This window comes from Streptomyces sp. SID5643, assembly GCF_009872555.1.
In the GTDB taxonomy this organism is placed as follows: domain Bacteria; phylum Actinomycetota; class Actinomycetes; order Streptomycetales; family Streptomycetaceae; genus Streptomyces; species Streptomyces iakyrus.
Window position 1 is genome coordinate 40,470 of the sequence record NZ_WWIC01000176.1, and the last position, 19,077, is coordinate 59,546.

The following is a 19,077-nucleotide window of genomic DNA, read 5'->3' on the forward strand; positions in this document are numbered from 1 at the left end:
CGGTCTCTCAGATGCCCGGGCCGGTGCGGCGCAGCACCCGCAGCGAGTCCGTCGCCGAGACCTCGGTGAACGCGCCGGAGGCCAGGGCCCGGAGGTAGATCCGGTAGGGGGCCTGGCCGGTGAACTCGTCCTGCGGGTCGGGGAAGACGTCGTGGATGAGCAGCAGGCCGCCCTCGGCGACGTGCGGGGCCCAGCCCTCGTAGTCGGCGCCTGCGTGCTCGTCGGTGTGGCCGCCGTCGATGAAGACGAACCCCAGCGGCGTCCGCCAGAACGCGGCGATCCGCGGGGAACGCCCGACCAGCGCGACCACGTGCTCCTCCAGGCCCGCCCGGTGGAGCGTGCGCCGGAACGTGGGCAGTGTGTCCATCAGCCCGACCTCCGGGTCGACGGTCTCCGGGTCGTGGTACTCCCAGCCCGGCTGCTGCTCCTCGCTGCCGCGGTGATGGTCCACGGTGAGCGCGCTGACCCCGGCCTCGCGGGCCGCGTCGGCGAGCAGGATCGTGGACCGGCCGCAGTAGGTGCCGACCTCCAGCAGCGGCAGCCCGAGCCGCCCGGCCTCCACCGCCGCCGCGTACAGGGCCAGGCCCTCGCCGGCGGGCATGAACCCCTTCGCCGCCTCGAACGCGGCCAGGATCTCGGGCTTCGGCGCCGCGGGCATGGGGTTCCTCTCGGTCGTACGACGGTCAGGGCGCCATCGTGCCGTACCCCCTGCCGGGAGGACGACAGGGGGTACCGGTGAGTAACGGAGTGGGACGGCGGGTCAGGCGGACACCGTCTCGCCCGGCAGCGACAGGTCCAGGTCGACCGGGCGTTCGTCGCCCGCGTGGGTCGCGGACGAGGCGAGCGGACCGTGCCCCGCGGCGCGTGCGGCCACGACGTAGGAGCCCTGCGCGGGGACGGCGAGCGCGTAGCTGCCGTCCTCGGCGGAGAGCGTCGCCCCGGCCTGGCGGCCGCGGCGGTCGATCAGCGTGACCTTGGCGCGGGCGACGGGAGCACCGTCCGCGGTCAGCACCCGGCCACGGAAACCGCGCAGGACCCGCTCGGCGCGCTCCAGCGCCGCGTCCTCCTCGCTGCTCGCGCGCAACTGCGGCTTGTCCGAAGGCCGTCGGCCCGGCAGGAACAGTGCCAGGAGCAGGCCCACGGCCACCGCGCCCGTCGCGATCAGGAAGGAGACCCGGAAGCCGTGCATGGTCGGGATCTCGACGCCGCCGACGTTGTTCGCGGTGTCCGCCAGCACCATGCCGATCACGGCGCTCGACACCGAGGTACCGATGGAGCGCATCAGGGTGTTGAGGCCGTTGGCCGCACCCGTCTCCGACGCCGGGACCGCGCCGACGATCAGCGCGGGCAGCGAGGAGTAGGCGAGACCGATGCCCGCGCCCAGCAGGACCGAGATGACCAGGCTCTGCCAGGCGGCGCTCATCAGGCCGAGACCGGCGCCGTAGCCGATCGCGATGATCAGCAGGCCGAGGACCAGGGTGACCTTGGGGCCGTACTTCGCGGACAGCCGGGCGTAGACGGGCGCCGTGACCATCATCGTCAGGCCGAGCGGCGCCACGAGCAGACCCGCGACGACCATCGACTGGCCGAGACCGTAGCCGGTGGACGCCGGCAGCTGGAGCAACTGGGGCAGGACCAGGGAGACGACGTAGAAGGAGACGCCGACCATGATCGAGGCGAGGTTGGTGAAGAGGACGGCCGGGCGGGCCGTGGTGCGCAGGTCGACCAGCGGGGCCTTCAGGCGCAGCTCCATCACGCCCCACAGCACGAGCACCACCGCCGAGGCGGCGAACAGGCCGAGCGTGGTGCCGGAGGTCCAGCCCCAGTCGCTGCCCTTGGTGATCGGCAGCAGGAACAGCACGAGCCCGGCGGACAGGCCGAGCGCGCCCGGGAGGTCGAAGGAGCCCTCGGCGCGCACCGGGGACTCCGGGACGACGAGCAGGGTCAGGGCGATGGCCAGCGCACCGAGGCCGGCTGCGCCGTGGAACAGGGCGTGCCAGTCGCTGTGCTGGGCGATGAGGGCGGCGGCGGGCAGGGCGAGGCCGCCGCCGACGCCTATGGAGGAGCTCATCAGCGCCATCGCCGAGCCGAGCTTCTCGCGGGGCAGCATGTCGCGCATCAGGCCGATGCCGAGCGGGATCGTGCCCATCGCGAAGCCCTGGAGCGTACGGCCGGTGATCATGAGCAGCAGATCGCTGGTGAGCGCGCTGACCAGGGCGCCGACGACCATCACGGCCAGGCTCAGGATCAGCATGCGGCGCTTGCCGTAGAGGTCGCCGAGGCGGCCCATGATGGGGGTGGCCACCGCTCCCGACAGGAGGGTCGAGGTGAGGACCCAGGTGGCGTTGCTGGGGGCGGTGTCCAGCAGCTGCGGCAGATCCTTGATCACCGGAACGAGCAGGGTCTGCATCACCGCGACAACGATGCCCGCGAAGGCGAGCACCGGGACCACGGCCCCGCTCGCTCTGCCGGCGGGGCGGTCTGTCGTCGTCTGCGTCATTGAGGAGGGCCTCCAGGCCGGGAGCGTCGGGTTACGTGAAGTGGGAACCTTGTATGTCGAGGCAACTATTCCGTTGCTTCGGCACCCTAACGAAAACTTGACCTTTCCTTGGGAAGGGGCCGGGTGCCTGCCGGCGCGAGGCCTACGCCGAATTCCCGATGCAGGGGGCTCGGAGCGGTTGAGAGCATGACCCTCATGCTCGAAGCCGCCGAAGTGACCCGCACACCTCGCCGCACCGCGCCTCCCACCTGGTTGGTGGTGGCGCTCACCTGAGCCGGGCAGTTCCTCGTCGTGCTGGACGTGTCCGTCGTCAACGTGGCCCTGCCGTCCATGCGGACCGGGCTCGGGCTCGGCGAGCAGGGCCTTCAGTGGGTCGTGAACGCCTACGCCATCGCCTTCGCCGGGTTCATGCTGCTCGGCGGCCGGGCCGGGGACCTCTACGGCCGCAAGCGGATGTTCCTCGTCGGGCTCGGCCTGTTCACCCTGGCCTCGGCGGCCGGCGGACTGGCCCAGGACGACTGGCAGCTGCTGGTGGCGCGGGCCGTGCAGGGGCTGGGCGCGGCGGTGCTGGCGCCCTCGACGCTGACGATCCTCACCGCTTCCGTGCCCGAGGGGGCGGCCCGGGCCCGGGCCATCGGGACGTGGACCGCGGTCGGGGCCGGCGGTGGCGCGGCCGGCGGCCTGGTCGGCGGGCTGCTCGTGGAGACGCTCTCCTGGCGCTGGGTGCTGCTGATCAACGTGCCCGTCGGGGCCGTGGTGCTGTGCGCCGCCGCCTGGTTCCTCACCGAGGGCCGGGCCGGGGACGGCCGGCGCCTCGACCTGCCGGGCGCGCTGCTCGTCACGGCCGGCCTGGCCACGCTGGCCTACGGCATCTCCCAGACGGAGGCGGCCGGCTGGACGGCACGGGCCACCCTGGTGCCGCTGCTCGCCGGACTGGTCCTCCTCGGGGCGTTCCTCGCGGTCGAGGCCCGTACGACGAGCCCGCTGATGCCGCTCGGCCTGCTGCGCATCCGCTCGGTCTCCTCCGCCAACGTCTCGATGTTCCTGTGCGGTTCGGCGATGTTCTGCATGTGGTTCTTCATGACCCTCTACGCGCAGAACGTTCTCGGCTACACCCCGCTGGAGGCCGGCCTCGCCCTGGTCCCGAGCTCCCTCGCCGTCATCCTCGGCTCCAAGCTCGCGCCCCGCCTGATGCGGCCGATCGGCCCGCGCAACGTCGCAGCGCTCGGAACCCTGGTCGCCGTGGCCGGGTTCGCCTGGCAGTCCACGATGACGCCCGACGGCTCCTACGCCACGGCGATCCTCGTCCCCGGCGTCCTCATGATGCTCGGCGCGGGCCTCGCCGCGACCCCGCTCGCCTCGCTGGCCACGTCCGGTGCCGCGCCCGGGGAGGCCGGCTTGGTCTCCGGCCTCGTCAACACGTCCCGCACGATGGGCGGTTCCCTGGGCCTGGCGGTCCTGTCCACCCTGGCGGCGGCCGAGTCGGCGGGCAGCGCGACTCCGCGGGCCCTGACGGAGGGCTACGCGCTGGCGTTCCGGGTCGGGGCCGTGGTGCTGACGGCCGGCGTCGCGCTCATGTGGGCGTGGCTGCCGCGGACCGCGGGGGAGCGGGAGGCCGCCTCCTGAAAACAGTGCGGCCGGTGTGGCCCGGAACAGGGGCGTGACGACCCGCCACGGGTGCGCCGCCGCTCTTTCGGCCCGGGGCCGGACGGACCCCTTTCCAGGGGGCGTGCGCGCCCCGCGGCGGCCCGCACACGGCCTCCCGCTGCTGCCGGGAAACCAGGCCTGACCTGGTCTTTCAGCGCGTCTGGCCGTACCGTCGACGGAAGCGGAAGGGGGGCCGGATGGACCGGAACATACGCACCGTCGACGACGTACTCGCCCTGCTCGACGGCTTGTTCGCACCCGAGGCCGATCGGTGGACCGGGCGCGGCGCCGACTGGTGGGACGACTTCTACGCCGACCGCTCCCGGCCGGTGCCGTTCTTCGCCGCGCGACCGGACGAAAGCCTGGTGGCCGCCGTGGAGCGAGGGGTGCTCGGCGGGGGCCGGGCGCTGGATCTGGGATGCGGGCCGGGGCGCAACGCGCTGTACCTGGCGGCGCGGGGCTTCGACGTCGACGCGGTCGACCTCTCCTCGACGGCCCTCGACTGGGCCGGGGAGCGGGCCCGCGAAACGGGGGCGGACAACGTGCGGTTCCACCACGGGGACGCGTTCGCGCTCGCCGGCGAGGACCTCACCGGCCCGTACGACCTCGTCTACGACTCCGGCTGCTTCCACCATCTGCCGCCGCACCGCCGGGTCAGCTACCTCGCTCTCCTGGAGCAACTCCTGGCGCCCGGAGGCCTTTTCGGCCTCACCTGCTTCGCCGCGGGGGCCGGCGGGATGGGGTCGGAGCTGTCCGACACCGACTTCTACCGCGAGGGGGCCGGGCTGCGGGGCGGCCTCGCGTACACGCCCGAGGCGCTGCGGGGAATCTTCTCCGGCCTGACCGAGCTCGAACTGCGGCGGATGCGCGACGAGCCGGAGGAGTCCGAGTACTTCGGGAGGTCCTTCCTGTGGACAGGGCTGTTCCAGCGGGCGTAGGCCTCGCTCCCCTCCACGGGCCCCGGCAGGCAGAAGTCCCCGCGACACCGATCTGACGCGGTGTCAGGAGCCTTCACAACTGCCGGGGCCTCGGCTATACAGAGGGCGCGGGACTGGAACGCGTTTCAGTTGGCGGCCCGGTCCGGCCCCAGACGGCCTCGGTGCGGCCGACGGTGCGGACGGCCGTACCGAGGTCCTTCCTCACGGCGATCAGGAGCCCCATGCCCATCGACGCAGCCAAGGCGCTCGCCGCCGGACCACGGACCGGCGAGATCTCCTGGGACCACAAGGACGTGCAGCTCTACCACCTCGGCATCGGCGCGGGGAGCCCCGCCACCGACCCCGACGAGCTGCGCTACACCCTGGAGTCCCGGCTGCACGTCCTGCCGAGCTTCGCCACCGTCGCGGGCGCCGGCAAACCCGGCGTCACCGGCGGCCTCTCCATGCCCGGCGTCGACGTCGACCTCGCCCGTGTCCTGCACGGCGGCCAGAGCCTGCTCGTCCACCGGCCCATCCCGGCGACGGGCACCGCCACCGCCACCCACCGGATCGCCGCCGTGTACGACAAGGGCACGGCGGCCGTCCTCGTGCTGCGCACCGAAGTCGCCGACAGCCAGGGCCCGCTGTGGACCAACGACGCCCAGATCTTCATCCGCGGCGAGGGCGGCTGGGGAGGTGACCGCGGCCCCTCCGTCCGCCTCGATCCCCCCACCGGCGAACCCGACCGGACCGTGGAGCGGCCGGTCCGCGAGGACCAGGCCCTGCTCTACCGCCTCTCCGGCGACTGGAACCCCCTGCACGCCGACCCGGAGTTCGCCAAGGTCGCCGGATTCGAACGGCCCATCCTGCACGGCCTGTGCACCTACGGCATCACGCTCAAGGCCGTCGTCGACACGCTGCTCGGCGGGGACGTGACCCGGGTGCGGTCCTACGCCACCCGCTTCGCCGGGGTCGTGTACCCAGGGGAGACCCTGCGGATCCGCATGTGGCACGCACCCGACTCCACCCGGGTCGCCGTCAGCGCCGTGGAGAGGGCCGACGCGCCCGTCCTCGCCGACACCGTCGTCGAACACACCTGACTCCAGCACGCCGTACGAGGGGAGCCCGCACCATGCGCGCAGCCGTACTGCACGAGATCGGCCAGGACAAACTGGAGGTCCTCGACGACGTCGAGGCGGTGGGGTTCGGGCCCGGCAGGGTGAGGATCCGGGTGCGCGCCACGGGGCTGTGTCACTCGGACCTGTCCGCGATGAGCGGAGTGCTCCCGCAGCCCGCGCCGTTCGTCCCCGGGCACGAGGGGGCGGGGGAGATCCTCGAAGTCGGCGAGGGCGTGCGTCATCTGAAGGCCGGTGACCGGGTCGTCGTGTGCTGGCTGCCCGCCTGCGGCTCCTGCCCCGCCTGCAAACGCGGCCAGACCGAGCTGTGCCTGGCCGGGTTCATGAACGCGGGCACCCCCAACTTCAAGCGCCCCGGCGGGGACGTCTTCGGCTTCGCCGGCACCGGCACCTTCACCGAGGAGGTCGTCGTCGACGCCGGCTGTGCGGTGCCGATACCCGACGACGTGCCCTTCGACATCGCCGCCCTCATCGGCTGCGGGGTGACCACCGGCCTCGGCGCCGCGCTCAACACGGCGTACCTGGAGGCCGGTTCGTCGGTGGCGGTCATCGGCTGCGGCGGCGTCGGCATCTCCGTGATCCAGGGTGCGCGGCTCCGGGGCGCCGCGGAGATCGTCGCCGTGGACCCCGTGCCCTCGCGCCGGGAGGCGGCCCTCCGCTTCGGCGCCACCCGGGCCGTCTCCCCCGACGAACTGCCCGACGCCAAGCAGCAGATCACCGCCGGCGAGGGCTTCGACCACGTCTTCGAGGTCGTCGGCAAGTCCGCCACGGCACGCACCGCCTACGACCACACCCGGCGCGGCGGCACCCTCGTGGTGGTCGGCGCCGGAGCCATGGACGACTTCCTCCAGCTCAACATGTTCGAGCTGTTCTTCGACGAGAAGCGGATCCTGCCCTCCCTGTACGGCGGCGGTGACGTGCTGCGCTCCTACGAACGCACCATCGCCCTGTGGCGGGCGGGCCGCATCGACCTGTCCGGCCTGATCACCCACCGGGTCCCCTTCGCCGACGTCAACGAGGCAATCGACCAGATGCGGACCGGGACCGCCCTGCGTACCTGCATCGAGATGTGAGGACCCACCCCATGCCGCTGCTGCCGCTCCAGGGACTGTCCGCCGTCGTCACGGGCGCGGGCCGCGGGCTCGGCCGGGCCGAGGCGCTCGAACTCGCCCGGCTCGGCGCCGCCGTGGTCGTCAACGACTACGGCAAGCCCGGCCGCGACGGCACGGGTGAGGCCTCCGCGGGACCCGCCGAGGAGGTCGCCGCCGAGATCCGCGCGGCGGGCGGCACCGCCCTCGCCCACACCGGTGACGTCTCCGACTTCGAACAGGCGCGCACGCTCGTCGAGTCGGCCGTCGCCGCGTTCGGCCGGCTCGACATCCTCGTCAACAACGCGGGCATCCTGCGCGACCGCATGGTCTTCTCGATGGCCGAGGAGGAGTGGGACTCCGTCCTCCGCGTGCACCTCAAGGGTCACTTCAACACCACCCGGTTCGCCGCCGCCCACTGGCGGGAGCGTTCCAAGCGGGCCGGGGAGCCGGTGTTCGGACGAATTGTCAACACCTCCTCGGAGGCGTTCCTCGCCGGTTCCGCCGGGCAGCCCAACTACGCGGCGGCCAAGGGCGGCATCGTCGGCCTCACCACCTCCACCGCCCTCGCCCTCAACAAGTACGGCGTCACCGCCAACGCCATCTGCCCGCGTGCCCGCACCCGCATGACCGAGGACGTCTTCGCGGGCATCGAGCAGCCCTCCGGCACCGGCCTCGACCCGCTCGCCCCCGAGCACGTCGCCCCGCTGGTCGGCTATCTGGCCTCGCCCGCCGCCGCCCATGTCAACGGGCAGCTCCTCGTGGTGCACGGCGGGATGGTCGCCGTAGTCGAACGGCCGCGCCTCGCCGTGAAGTTCGACAGCAAGCAGGACACCTTCACGTACGACGAGCTGGAGGCCGTCCTCGGGCCGTACTACGCGGACCGGCCGGCGGGGGAGACGTTCGCGGCGGCGGAGGTGCTGGGCCTGAAACGAGGGTGAGAGATACCGGGAGCGCGGAACGGCCCTCCCCGCTTGTGGCGGGAAGGGCCGTTCGCCGTCCGGTGACCGGCGTGCCGTCAGGCCGCGGTCACGGCCTGTTCGGTCTCCGCCACCGGCTTGCGGTGGCGTCCGCGCGGAGCCGCCTCACTGTCCTGCGTGGAGACCTCACCACGGTGCCGGCCGGGGCCGGAGGAGGTCTGCTGGACGTCGGCATCACGCGACTGGTTCGTGCTGGCGTCACTCATCGGTGGAATTCACCCCGTCAACATGATCTTTTTTACAGCCGGGTGAGTCTAACCGGCACCCCTGACCTCGGATCCAGGCGGCCACGCCAACCGGCACTAGTTCGTTACAAGGCGTCCCAACGGCGCTTCCCGAAGGGGCACCGGGCGGGGAGCCGAGGGCGTCGCGGGCTCGGCGGGCCGGGGCGGCGGGGCAGGCGCTCCCGTCTCCGCGGGCTGCCCGGAGGGCTCCGGAACCGGGGCCGGTGACTCCGCCTGAGGATGCGGCGCCGAAACGCTACCGGGCTCCTGCTCGACGGCCGGCGGCGGACACACCCGCGCCACACCGCACGGCACGGTCTCCGTCGCGTACGGCAGCCGTAGCACCCCCTCCGGCGTCCACAGGCCCGTGCCCGCCAACCACCCCTCGGGCGCCGGGAGATGGTGCACCCGTCGCTCGGCGGGCCGCCAGACGCCGACCCAGCTGCCCCGCGGTCCGTCCACCCGCAGCGCCACCGCGCAGCTCTCCGGCGTCAGCACCTGCCCCGGCTGGATCGCGAACGGCGTGACCGAGCAGTCCCGCACCCTCAGGCACTCCGGGAAGCGCACCGGCAGTGTGCTGCCGAGGACGCCCCAGCCCAGCCGGCCCTGCCCCGGCGAGGGGGCGTCCGAGCGGACGATCAGCAGCCCGCTGTCGTGGTCGGCGAGCAGCAACCGGTCGTCGCTCTCGGCGGCGATCTGGAGCAGCGGCGACACCTCGCCGCACTCCAGGTCCACCACGACGGTCTTGACGCGGCCGCCGGTCTCCCGGTCCAGCGCCAGCAGCCGTGCCGTCCGGTCCAGCCAGACCCCGCCCGAGCAGCGGCCCGGCAGCTCGGCGAGCCGCTCGGGCCCGAAGGCGCCGCCCGCCACCAGCCACACCGACGTCGTGCGCGGCCCGACGGCGAGGGCGTAGGCCCGCTCGCCGCCCGGGGCGGGCGGCAGCAGCCGCAGCCGGGCGGTCTCGTCCCGGCACTCGACCGCGCCCAGGGGCAGCTCACCGGTGCCGGGCCCGGTCGGGTACAACAGCGCGAAGGCGTGCCGCCCGGCCACCACCCGGTGGATCAGGACCCGGCCGTCGCCCATCGGCTGCACCTCCGTCCCGGGCTCCTCCGGCTGGTTGCGCGGCAGGGGCACCGCGTACGGCTCATGGCCGTCCAGGGTCCAGCGCTCCGGGAACCAGGAGTCGCCGGCCGACGCCAGACGCGCGCCGTAGGCACCGTCCGCGGTGAGGGCGCAGCCGGCCGGCCGGGACCCCTCCTCGTCCTCGTCGTCCTCGTGTCCCGCCGAAGGCTCGATCGCACAGGCCGTCATCGTTCGGTCACCTCCAGTGACGAACGTAGGTATCGCACGCGCGGGCGGGGAATTCCCCGGCAGCAGACTTCACACATACGGGTGTTCCAGGAACGATTCGCCTGAGGAGGAGGGGGCGATTGTGCTGAGCGGGGCGACGGGTGCCGGGAGCGGGCGGTGGCGGTACAACGCCACAGATCAGGCGGGTAGCCTTGCTCCCGTGCCCCGTCTGTCTGAAGTCATCGCCGCGCTGGAGACCCTGTGGCCCGCCGAGCGGGCCGAGTCCTGGGACGCGGTCGGCACCGTCGCGGGCGACCCGGACCAGGAGGTCACCCGGGTCCTGTTCGCCGTCGACCCGGTCCAGGAGATCGTCGACGAGGCGGTGAAGCTGGGCGCCGACCTGCTCGTCACCCACCACCCGCTCTACCTGCGCGGCACGACGACCGTCGCGGCGACGCACTTCAAGGGCCGTGTCGTCCACACCCTCATCAAGAACGACATCGCGCTGCACGTCGCCCACACCAACGCCGACACCGCCGACCCGGGTGTCTCCGACGCCCTCGCCGGCGCGCTGGACCTGCGCGTCACCGGGCCGCTGGTGCCCGACCCCACCGACCCGGAGGGCCGCCGCGGCCTCGGCCGGCTCTGCGCGCTGGACCACCCGCTGACCGTGCGCGAGTTCGCCGCCCGCGCCGCCGAACGGCTGCCCGCCACCGCGCAGGGCATCCGCGTCGCCGGCGACCCCGAGGCGCCCGTGCGCACGGTCGCCGTCAGCGGCGGCTCCGGCGACAGCCTCTTCGACCACGTACGCGCGGCAGGCGTCGACGCCTTCCTCACCGCGGACCTGCGTCACCACCCGGTGTCGGAGGCCCGCGCCCACAGCCCCCTCGCGCTGCTCGACGCGGCGCACTGGGCCACCGAGTGGCCCTGGTGCGAGCTGGCCGCGAGCCAGCTCGACGAGATCTCCGACCGGCACGGATGGGACCTGCGCGTCCACGTCTCGAAGACGGTCACCGACCCCTGGACCGCGCACGCGGCCTCCGCCCCTTCCGATCCCCTTGGAGCCCCGAACTGAACGCCGCGCCCGCCGACCAGATCCGACTCCTCGACGTCCAGGACCTCGACGTCCGCCTCCAGCAGCTCGCGCACAAGCGCAAGTCGCTGCCCGAGCACGCCGAGATCGAGTCGCTGACCAAGGACCACACCCAGCTGCGCGACCTGCTCGTGGCCGCGCAGACCGAGGAGAGCGACACCGCCCGCGAGCAGACCAAGGCCGAGCAGGACGTGGACCAGGTGCGCCAGCGCGCCGCCCGCGACCAGCAGCGCCTCGACTCGGGTGCCGTCACCTCCCCCAAGGACCTGGAGAACCTCCAGCGCGAGATCACCTCCCTCGCCAAGCGGCAGGGCGACCTGGAGGACGTGGTGCTGGAGGTCATGGAGCGCCGCGAGTCCGCCCAGGAGCGGGTCGCCGAGCTGACCGAGCGCGTCACCTCCGTCCAGTCGAAGATCGACGACGCGACCGCGCGCCGCGACGCCGCCTTCGAGCAGATCGACGGCGAGGTCGCCACGGTCACCAAGGAGCGCGAGGTCGTGGCCGGCTCGATTCCCGCCGATCTCCTCAAGCTCTACGACAAGCTGCGCGGCCAGCAGGGCGGCGTCGGCGCGGCGAAGCTGTACGCGCGCAGCTGCCAGGGCTGCCGGCAGGAACTCGCCATCACCGAGCTGGCCGAGATCCGCAAGGCGGCGCCCGACACGGTCGTCCGCTGCGAGAACTGCCGCCGCATCCTGGTGCGCACGTCCGAGTCCGGTCTCTAGGGCACTCAGGCCTTCAAGGAGTCCGTGGTGCGGGAGTTCATCGTCGAGGCCGACGGCGGCTCACGGGGCAACCCGGGGCCCGCCGGCTACGGGGCCGTGGTCAGCGACGCGGCGACGGGGGAGACCCTGCGGGAGACCGCCGAGTACATCGGCGTCGCCACGAACAACGTCGCCGAGTACCGCGGCCTCCTCGCCGGCCTGCGGGCCGCCCATGCCCTGGACCCCGAGGCGACGGTCCACGTCCGCATGGACTCCAAGCTCGTCATCGAGCAGATGTCGGGCCGCTGGAAGATCAAGCACCCCGACATGAAGCCCCTGGCGACGCAGGCGTCCCGGGTCTTCCCGCCCGGGCAGGTCACGTACGAGTGGATGCCGAGGGCACAGAACAAGCACGCGGACCGGCTGGCCAACGAGGCGATGGACGCGGGGGCCCGGGGAGAGCGCTGGTCGGAGCCGGCGTCGACGGCCGGACTCCACGCGGCACCCCGGACGGCGGCGACGCCGGAGCCGCCCGGTGACGCGGCGGCGGGGGCGGCGCGGGTGCGCGACGCTCTGGCCGGAGTCCGCACGTCGGCAACGGCGTCCGGCGCGGGCCCGGATGCCGCGCGGGCTGCGGCGCAACCGGATACCTCGGGTACGACGGCCGGGGCCGGGGCCGGTGTACGGGCCGTCGACGGCGGGGCCGGTGTGCGGACCGTCGACGGCGGGGCCGCTTCCGGCTCGGCGACGGATGACGCCGATGTGCGTGCCGCGAAGGCCGTCGGGGGCGTCGAGGCCGTCCGGGCCGAGTCCGAGTCCGAGTCCGAGGCCGACGGCCGTGCTGCTGCGGTCGAAGCCGGTGCCGACGGCGGTGCTGCTGCGGTCGAAGCCGGCGCCGACGGCGGTGCTGTTTCGGCCGAAGCCGGTGCCGGTGACCCTGCGGCCGAAGCCGAAGCCGAAGCCGAAGCCGAAGCCGAAGCCGAAGCCGAAGCCGGTGCCGGTGCGCCTGCGGTCAAGACCGTCGCCGCGCCCGGCTGGGCTCCCGCCGACATGGGTACACCCGCCACCTTCGTCCTGCTCCGGCACGGCGAGACGCCGCTGACGCCCCAGAAGCGGTTCTCCGGCAGTGGGGGAACCGACCCCTCCCTCTCCGACGCCGGCCGGGAGCAGGCCGAGCGGGCCGCAGCGATGCTGGCCCGGCGGGGCACCATCCAGGCCGTCGTGTCGTCGCCGCTCGCCCGGACGCGGGAGACCGCCGGGATCGTCGCCGCCCGGCTCGGGCTCGACGTCGGCATCGACGACGGGCTGCGCGAGACCGACTTCGGCGCCTGGGAGGGACTCACCTTCGCCGAGGTGCGCGAGCGCCACCCCGACGACCTGAACGCCTGGCTGGCCTCCCCGGACGCCGAGCCCACCGGCGGCGGCGAGAGCTTCGCTGCGACGGCCACCCGCCTCGCGGCCACCCGCGACAAGCTGGTCGCGGCCCACGCCGGCCGAACGGTCCTGCTCGTCACGCACGTGACCCCGATCAAGACGCTCGTCCGGCTCGCCCTGGGCGCCCCGCCGGAGTCCCTGTTCCGCATGGAACTGTCGGCCGCGTCCCTCTCGGTCGTCGCGTACTACGCGGACGGCAACGCCAGCGTCCGCCTCCTCAACGACACGTCCCACCTGCGCTGAGCGCCGCCGCCTCCCGGGCCAGCGCCTCGACGCGCCCCCAGTCGCGGGCGGCGACCGCGTCCGGCGGCAGCATCCAGCTGCCGCCGACACAGCCGACGTTGGGCAGGGCCAGATAGTCCGGCGCGGAGTCCGGGCCGATCCCGCCCGTCGGGCAGAAACGCGCCTGCGGCAACGGCCCCGACAGCGACTTCAGGTACGCCGGGCCGCCCGCGGCCCGCGCCGGGAAGAACTTCATCTCCCGCACCCCGCGGCCCAGCAGCGCCACGACCTCGGACGCGGTGGACACCCCCGGCAGGAACGGCACCCCGGAGGCCCGCATCGCCTCCAGCAGGACGTCCGTCCAGCCGGGACTGACCAGGAAGCGGGAGCCCGCGGCCACCGCCTCCGTCACCTGCTCGGGACGGATCACCGTCCCGGCCCCGACCACGGCCTCGGGCACCTCGCGCACCATCTCGCGGATCGCGTCCAGAGCCGCAGGCGTCCGCAACGTCACCTCGATCGCGGGCAGCCCGCCCGCGACCAGAGCCCGCGCCAGCGGTACGGCGTCGGCGGCGTCCTCGACGACGACGACGGGGACGACGGGCGCGAGGTCCAGCACGGAACCGGGCAGGGGAGGGGAGGCCATGGCGTCATCCTGCCGTCGGCATGCAGCACGCGCAAAGACTGTTGCGTTCTCTGCAATGTGTGCCCGCTCGGGACCTCGCTAGTGGACCTGGTCCACCAGCACGTCCAGCGCCCACGCCTGCCCCGCCTTCGCGGGCGCCTGCGCCTCCACGACGTACCCGAGATCCCTGAGCGCCTCCACCAGCTCGGCCGGGCCCTTCGGATCGGCCCCGGCGGTCAGCAGGCTGCGCACGATCCGCCCCTTCGTCGCCTTGTTGAAGTGGCTGACCACCTTCCGCGTGGGCGCGTGCAGCACCCGCACCGACGCCGTACGCCCGGCGACCTCGCCCTTCGGCTTCCAGGCGGCGGCGTACGCGGCGGACCGCAGATCCAGCACCAGCCCGCCCCCGGCCACCTCCGGCAGCACCGACGCCATCGGCGTACGCCAGTGCGCGCCCAGCGCCCCGAGCCCCGGCAGCTTCACGCCCATCGAGCACCGGTAGGACGGAATCCGGTCCGTCACCCGCACGGCACCCCACAGCCCGGAGAACACGAGCAGTGAGCGCGCGGCCCGCCGCTTGGCGGCGGTGTCCAGGCTCGCCAGGTCCAGGGCGTCGTAGAGCACGCCGGTGTAGATCTCCCCGGCCGGCCGGGTGCCCGCGGTCCGCAGCTCCGCGTTCTTCGCGACCTCGCCCCGCAGCCCCTCGCTCAGCCCCAGCACCTCACGCGCCTTGTCCTCGTCGCCGGCGCACAGCTCGACCAGCTCGCCGAGAACGGCCTCCCGGGCCCCGGCGAGCCCCGGCAGCGACAGCGACTCCGGCTTCAGCGGCGCACCACGACCGGACGATGCCTTTCCTTCGGACGGCGGCAGCAGGACAAGCACGCGTACTCCTTCGATCGAACTCCGCCGACAGGGTACGGGGGCCTGCGGGGCGCTCAGACGTGCGCCCGGCCGAGGGCGCGCACGAGCACGTCGGCGTCGTCGGCGTGGAAGCGGACGACCCGCACCTCGCGGCGCCGCCCGAGAAAGGTGACGTGTGTGACGGGTTCCGTCAGTTCGAGCGTGATGCTGGTCTGCGAACCCACCTCGACGTCGAGCTCCCCCTCGGCCCGCTCGTGCGTCATCCGCAGCTCGCGCCGCACAGAGGCGATCCGCTCCAGCGGCACGCACAGGTCGACATGGACGTACCGCCGGACCCGCAGCGAGCCGCGGTCCGTGTCCAGCACATGCGGATGCACAACGGACGAGGCGTGCAGCGCGACGACGAACACGATCGTGTACACGTCCAGGAAGAGAACCGCCGCGTGCACGGCGGGCCAGTCGCGCAGCAGCACCGACAACGCGACCGTCTCGACCAGGCACACGAACGCGAACCCGGCCATCATCGCCCCCTGCCCGGCCGCGTACCCGAAGGCCCGGCCCCCGCCCGCCCCGTGCGTACGCCGCGCCACCCACAGGGCGAGACTCGCGAACAACCGCACTTCGTGCCGCACCAGCAGCCACCCGATCCTCATCGCCGCTCCTCGGCGAGGATCCGCAACGCACGCCGGACGGCCTCCGCCTGCGCCGGAGGGAGGTCGTCGTAGAACGCGCGCAGGAAACTGTCGCCCTGGTCGATCTCCCCGGCCCCCGGGAACAGCCCCGGCGGGATGCAGCCGGCGAGCGCCCGGGCCGCCTCGTCGATCCGCGGGTCACCGGGGTCGGCACCGGCCAGCGTGTCGAGCAACGCGTAGGCCTCCCCGGCCCGAGCCACGGCCCCCGGACTCCCCAGCGCCTCCCCGACCGAGGACACCATCTGCTCCCGGGCCTCCGCCGGCATGGCGGTCTCCAGGAACGCGATGATCTCGCGGTCCTTGGCGGCCATGGGCGAGTCCGACAGATGCGCGGTCCCGGCGAACAGCGCGGCCAGCTCGGGCGACACGGGTCCCTCGGCGGGCATCCCGCCCTCCGCGTCCAGCAGCGTCCGCAACCGCGCCCGCCGCTCCCGGAGCGCCTCCTCCTGCCGCGCCAGGTCCTCGTCCAGCTCGGTCAGCACCTCGACGAGATCCTTCCCGGCGTCGTCCGCGAGCACGTCCCGCACCTCCGCGAGCCCCAGCCCCAGCTCCGTCAGCCGCCGGATCCGCGCCAGCACGACGGCATGCCGCAACCCGTACTCCCGGTACCCGTTGGCCCGCCGCTCGGGCTCGGGCAACAGCCCCAGATGGTGGTAGTGCCGCACGGCCCGCGTGGTGACGCCGACGACGGCGGCGAGTTCTCCGATCCGCATGCCACCAGTGAAGACGTTGACGCTGCGGCAGGGTCAAGCACGCCGTCCGGCCTTCTGACGGGGGCCGTGATCGTGTGCCACGATCGAGGGAACGGTTCCCGATCTCACGGACGGGTGGTTCGGCGATGTCCCAGTCTGGCGGGCGACAGAAGGAGGGGCGTGACATGACTGCCATGGCCCACGAGCCGCTCTCGCAGGAAGAGGTCCTGCTGGAGGGCTTCCTCGCCCTGGACACCCCGGAGGGTTTCCGGGCCGAGCTGATCGAGGGGGAGATCGTTGTGACGCCGCCGCCGGACGGGGATCACGAAAAGTACATCAGCCGGATCGTGAGGCAAGTGATCAGGCATTCCCGGGCCGACATGGACTTCTCGGGGAACAAGGGGCTGAAACTGAGGAGCGGGGGAGCCTGCCCCAAGAACCACCTGGTTCCGGACGTCACCTTCGGCCCCATCGAGCGCGACTTGTTCGGCGGAGCCGACTCGTGGATGCCCTGCGACGGCGTCGCGATGGTGATGGAGGTGACCTCCACCAAGCCGCAGGCCGACCGTGAGGCCAAGCGCCGTTGCTATGCGCGCGCGGGCGTCCCGCTCTATCTGCTCGTCGACCGGGACACGGCGCAGGTCACGGTGTTCAGCGAGCCGAAGGACGACGACTACCGCGAGCACTGCGCCCGCCCCTTCGGCAAGCCCATCGCTCTTCCGGAACCCTTCGCCTTCGACCTGGACACGACGGACCTCCTCTGATCCCCTGTGGGCGGGGGTGGGCGACATGGGGATACGGGAACAGGCGCGATGGACCAGGGCACGACTCGGCCGGTCCGGTCCACCCCTCGACCTCCTCACCGCTCACTTCGACAGCCACGTCTACGCGCCCCACGCCCACGACGAATTCACCATCGGCGTCACCGTCGGCGGCTCGGAGGTCATCGCGTACCGGGGCGGGCACATCCACTCCTACCCCGGCTCGATCGTCGTCCTGGAGCCCGGCGAGATGCACACCGGCGGCCCGGCCGCCTGCGACGGCTACGCCTACCAAGCCCTCTACGCCGAACCGGACCTCCTCACCGACGGCACCCTCGGCGGCCTCCCGCACTTCCGCGACCCCGTCCTCCACGACCCGGAGCTCGCGGCAGCCCTGCGCACCGCCCACACCGACATCAGCGCCTGCCCCGACCCCCTGGAAGCCGAGTCCCGGCTGCCCTGGCTGCTCACGGCCCTGGCCCGCCGCCACTCCACGGCCCGGGCGACGAGCGACACCGTCACCGGCGCCGACGGCATCGCCAGGACCGTACGCGACCGTCTGGCCGACGAGCTGCTGGACCCTCCCTCCCTGGCTCTGCTCGCCACGGACCTGGGCCTGTCCCGCTACCAACTGCTCCGCGCCTTCCGCACGACGATGGGCGTACCGCCGTACGCCTGGCTCGCCCAGCACCGGGTGGCCAGGGCCCGCGGCCTCCTGGAAGCCGGCCTGCGCCCCGCCGAGGTCGCGGGCCTCGTCGGCTTCGCCGACCAGGCGCACCTCACCCGCTGGTTCCGCAGGGTGCTGGGGGTGACCCCGGCGGCGTACCGCAACAGCGTTCAAGACAGCAGGGGGTGACACGGCCGAGACTCGTCGCATGACTGCACGCGGTTGGTTCCTGTTCTCCCTCATGGGAGTGATCTGGGGCGTCCCCTACCTGATGATCAAGGTCGCGGTGGACGAGCTGTCCCCGTCCATGGTGGTGTTCGCGCGCTGCGCCCTCGGCGCCGCACTCCTGCTCCCCTTCGCCCTGCGCCAGGGCGGCTTCGGCCGCACCGTGCGGACGCACTGGAAGCCGATGCTGGCCTTCGCCGTCATCGAGATCATCGGCCCGTGGTGGACCCTGACCGACGCCGAACGCCACCTGTCCAGCTCCACCGCCGGGCTCCTCATCGCGGGCGTACCGATCGTCGCCGTACTCCTGGCGCGCTTCTTCGGCGCGGCGGAACGTGTGGGCGCCCGCCGCATCGCAGGCCTGACCCTCGGCCTCGCGGGTGTCACGGTCCTCACCCTGCCGCATCTCACCGGTGGCGACGCCCTGTCGATGGCCGAGGTGCTGGTGACGGTCGTCGGCTACGCCACGGCCCCGCTGATCGCCGCCCGGTACCTCAAGGACGTCCCGACCCTCCAGCTGATCACCCCGTGCCTCACGCTGGCCGCGGTCGTCTACGCCCCCGCGGCATTCCTCACCCGCCCCGCCACCATGCCCTCGACCGATGTCCTGGCGGCCCTCGCAGGCCTGGGCGTGGTCTGCACCGCGATCGCGTTCGTCGCCTTCCTGGAGCTGATCAAAGAGGTCGGCCCGACCCGGGCCGGTGTGATCACGTACGTCAACCCGGCGGTGGCGGTCGCCGCGGGTGCGCTCTTCCTGGACGAAGAGCTGACCCTCGGCATCGGCGTCGCCTTCACCCTGATCCTGGCGGGTTCGGTGCTGGCCACGGCGGCCGCGGCGCCGAAGCGGGACGTCCGCCGGGTACGGGTACCATGGTCGACACGGCAGACGAGCCGGGCGGACGGCCGCGTGGAGTCCCCCTGACGGGGAGCTCCCCGAGGAACGTCCGGGCTCCACAGGGCAGGGTGGTGGCTAACGGCCACCCGGGGTGACCCGCGGGACAGTGCCACAGAAAGCAGACCGCCCAGCACCCAGGTGCTGGGTAAGGGTGAAACGGTGGTGTAAGAGACCACCAGTGCTTGAGGTGACTCAGGCAGCTAGGTAAACCCCACCCGGAGCAAGGTCAAGAGGAGCGCCGTAAAAAGCGCTCTGCGCGGACGATCGAGGGCTGCCCGCCCGAGTCCGCGGGTAGACCGCACGAGGCCGGTGGCAACGCCGGTCCTAGATGGATGGCCGTCGCCCGGGGCTCCGCGAGGAACCCCGGGAACAGAACCCGGCGTACAGCCCGACTCGTCTGCCGCTTCCTGCGGCTCTGCCCTGGAAA

General features: G+C 73.1%; 17 protein-coding genes, 1 other RNA gene and 2 pseudogenes. 12 read left to right on the forward strand and 8 right to left on the reverse strand.

The window, feature by feature from the left end:
* Positions 1-7: 7 nt before the first annotated feature.
* Positions 8-658, reverse strand: coding sequence for a class I SAM-dependent methyltransferase (locus tag GTY56_RS21155; RefSeq protein ID WP_161366931.1), 651 nt, complete (start codon positions 656-658; stop codon positions 8-10).
* A 102-nt stretch (positions 659-760) separates the two neighbouring features.
* Positions 761-2,500 (reverse strand): MFS transporter, encoded by a 1,740-nt coding sequence (locus tag GTY56_RS21160; RefSeq protein WP_161366932.1) that lies wholly within the window; start codon positions 2,498-2,500, stop codon positions 761-763.
* A gap of 186 nt (positions 2,501-2,686) precedes the next feature.
* On the opposite strand from GTY56_RS21160, the pseudogene GTY56_RS21165 reads away from it, so the two are divergent.
* The 5 genes and pseudogenes from GTY56_RS21165 (at position 2,687) to GTY56_RS21185 (ending at position 8,229) form a co-directional block, all read left to right on the forward strand.
* Positions 2,687-4,126 (forward strand): annotated as a pseudogene (locus GTY56_RS21165) (MFS transporter).
* A gap of 218 nt (positions 4,127-4,344) precedes the next feature.
* Positions 4,345-5,085: a class I SAM-dependent methyltransferase gene (locus GTY56_RS21170; RefSeq protein WP_161366933.1), complete on the forward strand. Its 741-nt coding sequence runs from the start codon at positions 4,345-4,347 to the stop codon at positions 5,083-5,085.
* Positions 5,086-5,306: 221 nt separating this feature from the next.
* Complete coding sequence (gene chsH3 / locus GTY56_RS21175) at positions 5,307-6,164, forward strand: enoyl-CoA hydratase ChsH3 (RefSeq protein ID WP_161366934.1); 858 nt, start codon at positions 5,307-5,309, stop codon at positions 6,162-6,164.
* Positions 6,165-6,196: 32 nt separating this feature from the next.
* Complete coding sequence (locus GTY56_RS21180) at positions 6,197-7,273, forward strand: Zn-dependent alcohol dehydrogenase (protein WP_161366935.1); 1,077 nt, start codon at positions 6,197-6,199, stop codon at positions 7,271-7,273.
* An 11-nt stretch (positions 7,274-7,284) separates the two neighbouring features.
* Positions 7,285-8,229 carry a 3-oxoacyl-ACP reductase gene (locus GTY56_RS21185; protein WP_161366936.1) on the forward strand — a complete coding sequence of 315 codons (945 nt, stop codon included), beginning with the start codon at positions 7,285-7,287 and terminating at the stop codon, positions 8,227-8,229.
* 77 nt (positions 8,230-8,306) lie between these two features.
* On the opposite strand, the gene GTY56_RS40005 is transcribed toward GTY56_RS21185, so the two are convergent.
* Both GTY56_RS40005 and GTY56_RS21190 read right to left on the reverse strand, forming a co-directional pair.
* On the reverse strand, positions 8,307-8,474 hold the full coding sequence (locus tag GTY56_RS40005; RefSeq protein WP_202510518.1) for a hypothetical protein: 168 nt from the start codon (positions 8,472-8,474) through the stop codon (positions 8,307-8,309).
* A gap of 96 nt (positions 8,475-8,570) precedes the next feature.
* The gene (locus GTY56_RS21190; RefSeq protein WP_161366937.1) at positions 8,571-9,803 is read right to left on the reverse strand and encodes a hypothetical protein; all 1,233 of its coding nucleotides are present in this window, start codon (positions 9,801-9,803) and stop codon (positions 8,571-8,573) included.
* A 199-nt stretch (positions 9,804-10,002) separates the two neighbouring features.
* Between GTY56_RS21190 and GTY56_RS21195 the strand changes: the two genes are divergently transcribed.
* From GTY56_RS21195 to GTY56_RS21205, 3 genes are read left to right on the forward strand one after another with little or no spacing between them, the layout of a single operon-like run.
* A complete protein-coding gene (locus GTY56_RS21195; protein WP_161366938.1) occupies positions 10,003-10,857 on the forward strand; it encodes a Nif3-like dinuclear metal center hexameric protein in 855 nt (284 codons plus the stop codon).
* Positions 10,854-11,597 (forward strand): zinc ribbon domain-containing protein, encoded by a 744-nt coding sequence (locus GTY56_RS21200; protein ID WP_161366952.1) that lies wholly within the window; start codon positions 10,854-10,856, stop codon positions 11,595-11,597. The genes GTY56_RS21195 and GTY56_RS21200 overlap by 4 nt, the downstream gene beginning before the upstream one ends.
* A 27-nt stretch (positions 11,598-11,624) precedes the next feature.
* Positions 11,625-13,253, forward strand: a complete 1,629-nt coding sequence (locus GTY56_RS21205; RefSeq protein ID WP_161366939.1) for a bifunctional RNase H/acid phosphatase — start codon at positions 11,625-11,627, stop codon at positions 13,251-13,253.
* Here GTY56_RS21205 and GTY56_RS21210 read toward each other — a convergent pair.
* The 4 genes from GTY56_RS21210 to GTY56_RS21225 all read right to left on the reverse strand — a co-directional run bounded on the left by GTY56_RS21210 (position 13,228) and on the right by GTY56_RS21225 (position 16,123).
* Positions 13,228-13,878, reverse strand: coding sequence for a bifunctional 4-hydroxy-2-oxoglutarate aldolase/2-dehydro-3-deoxy-phosphogluconate aldolase (locus GTY56_RS21210; RefSeq protein ID WP_161366940.1), 651 nt, complete (start codon positions 13,876-13,878; stop codon positions 13,228-13,230). The two genes, GTY56_RS21205 and GTY56_RS21210, sit on opposite strands and share 26 nt — an antisense overlap.
* Before the next feature lie 78 nt (positions 13,879-13,956).
* Positions 13,957-14,739, reverse strand: coding sequence for a peroxide stress protein YaaA (yaaA, locus tag GTY56_RS21215; protein WP_161366941.1), 783 nt, complete (start codon positions 14,737-14,739; stop codon positions 13,957-13,959).
* Positions 14,740-14,792: 53 nt separating this feature from the next.
* Positions 14,793-15,371 (reverse strand): hypothetical protein, encoded by a 579-nt coding sequence (locus GTY56_RS21220; RefSeq protein ID WP_161366942.1) that lies wholly within the window; start codon positions 15,369-15,371, stop codon positions 14,793-14,795.
* The gene (locus tag GTY56_RS21225) at positions 15,368-16,123 is read right to left on the reverse strand and encodes a MerR family transcriptional regulator (RefSeq protein WP_161366943.1); all 756 of its coding nucleotides are present in this window, start codon (positions 16,121-16,123) and stop codon (positions 15,368-15,370) included. The genes GTY56_RS21220 and GTY56_RS21225 overlap by 4 nt, the downstream gene beginning before the upstream one ends.
* Positions 16,124-16,287: 164 nt before the next feature.
* Here GTY56_RS21225 and GTY56_RS21230 point away from each other — a divergent pair, with 164 nt between their 5' ends.
* From GTY56_RS21230 to rnpB, 4 genes and pseudogenes are all read left to right on the forward strand, one after another.
* Entirely contained in the window at positions 16,288-16,866 is a 579-nt protein-coding gene (locus tag GTY56_RS21230; protein WP_202510519.1) for a Uma2 family endonuclease, read from the forward strand.
* 25 nt (positions 16,867-16,891) lie between these two features.
* Positions 16,892-17,719 carry an AraC family transcriptional regulator gene (locus tag GTY56_RS21235; RefSeq protein WP_202510520.1) on the forward strand — a complete coding sequence of 276 codons (828 nt, stop codon included), beginning with the start codon at positions 16,892-16,894 and terminating at the stop codon, positions 17,717-17,719.
* A gap of 82 nt (positions 17,720-17,801) precedes the next feature.
* Positions 17,802-18,518, forward strand: a pseudogene (locus GTY56_RS41600) (EamA family transporter); the annotation flags it as partial.
* Between the two features lie 124 nt (positions 18,519-18,642).
* Positions 18,643-19,050: RNase P RNA component class A (rnpB, locus tag GTY56_RS21250), an RNA gene on the forward strand.
* The last annotated feature ends 27 nt before the right edge of the window (positions 19,051-19,077 follow it).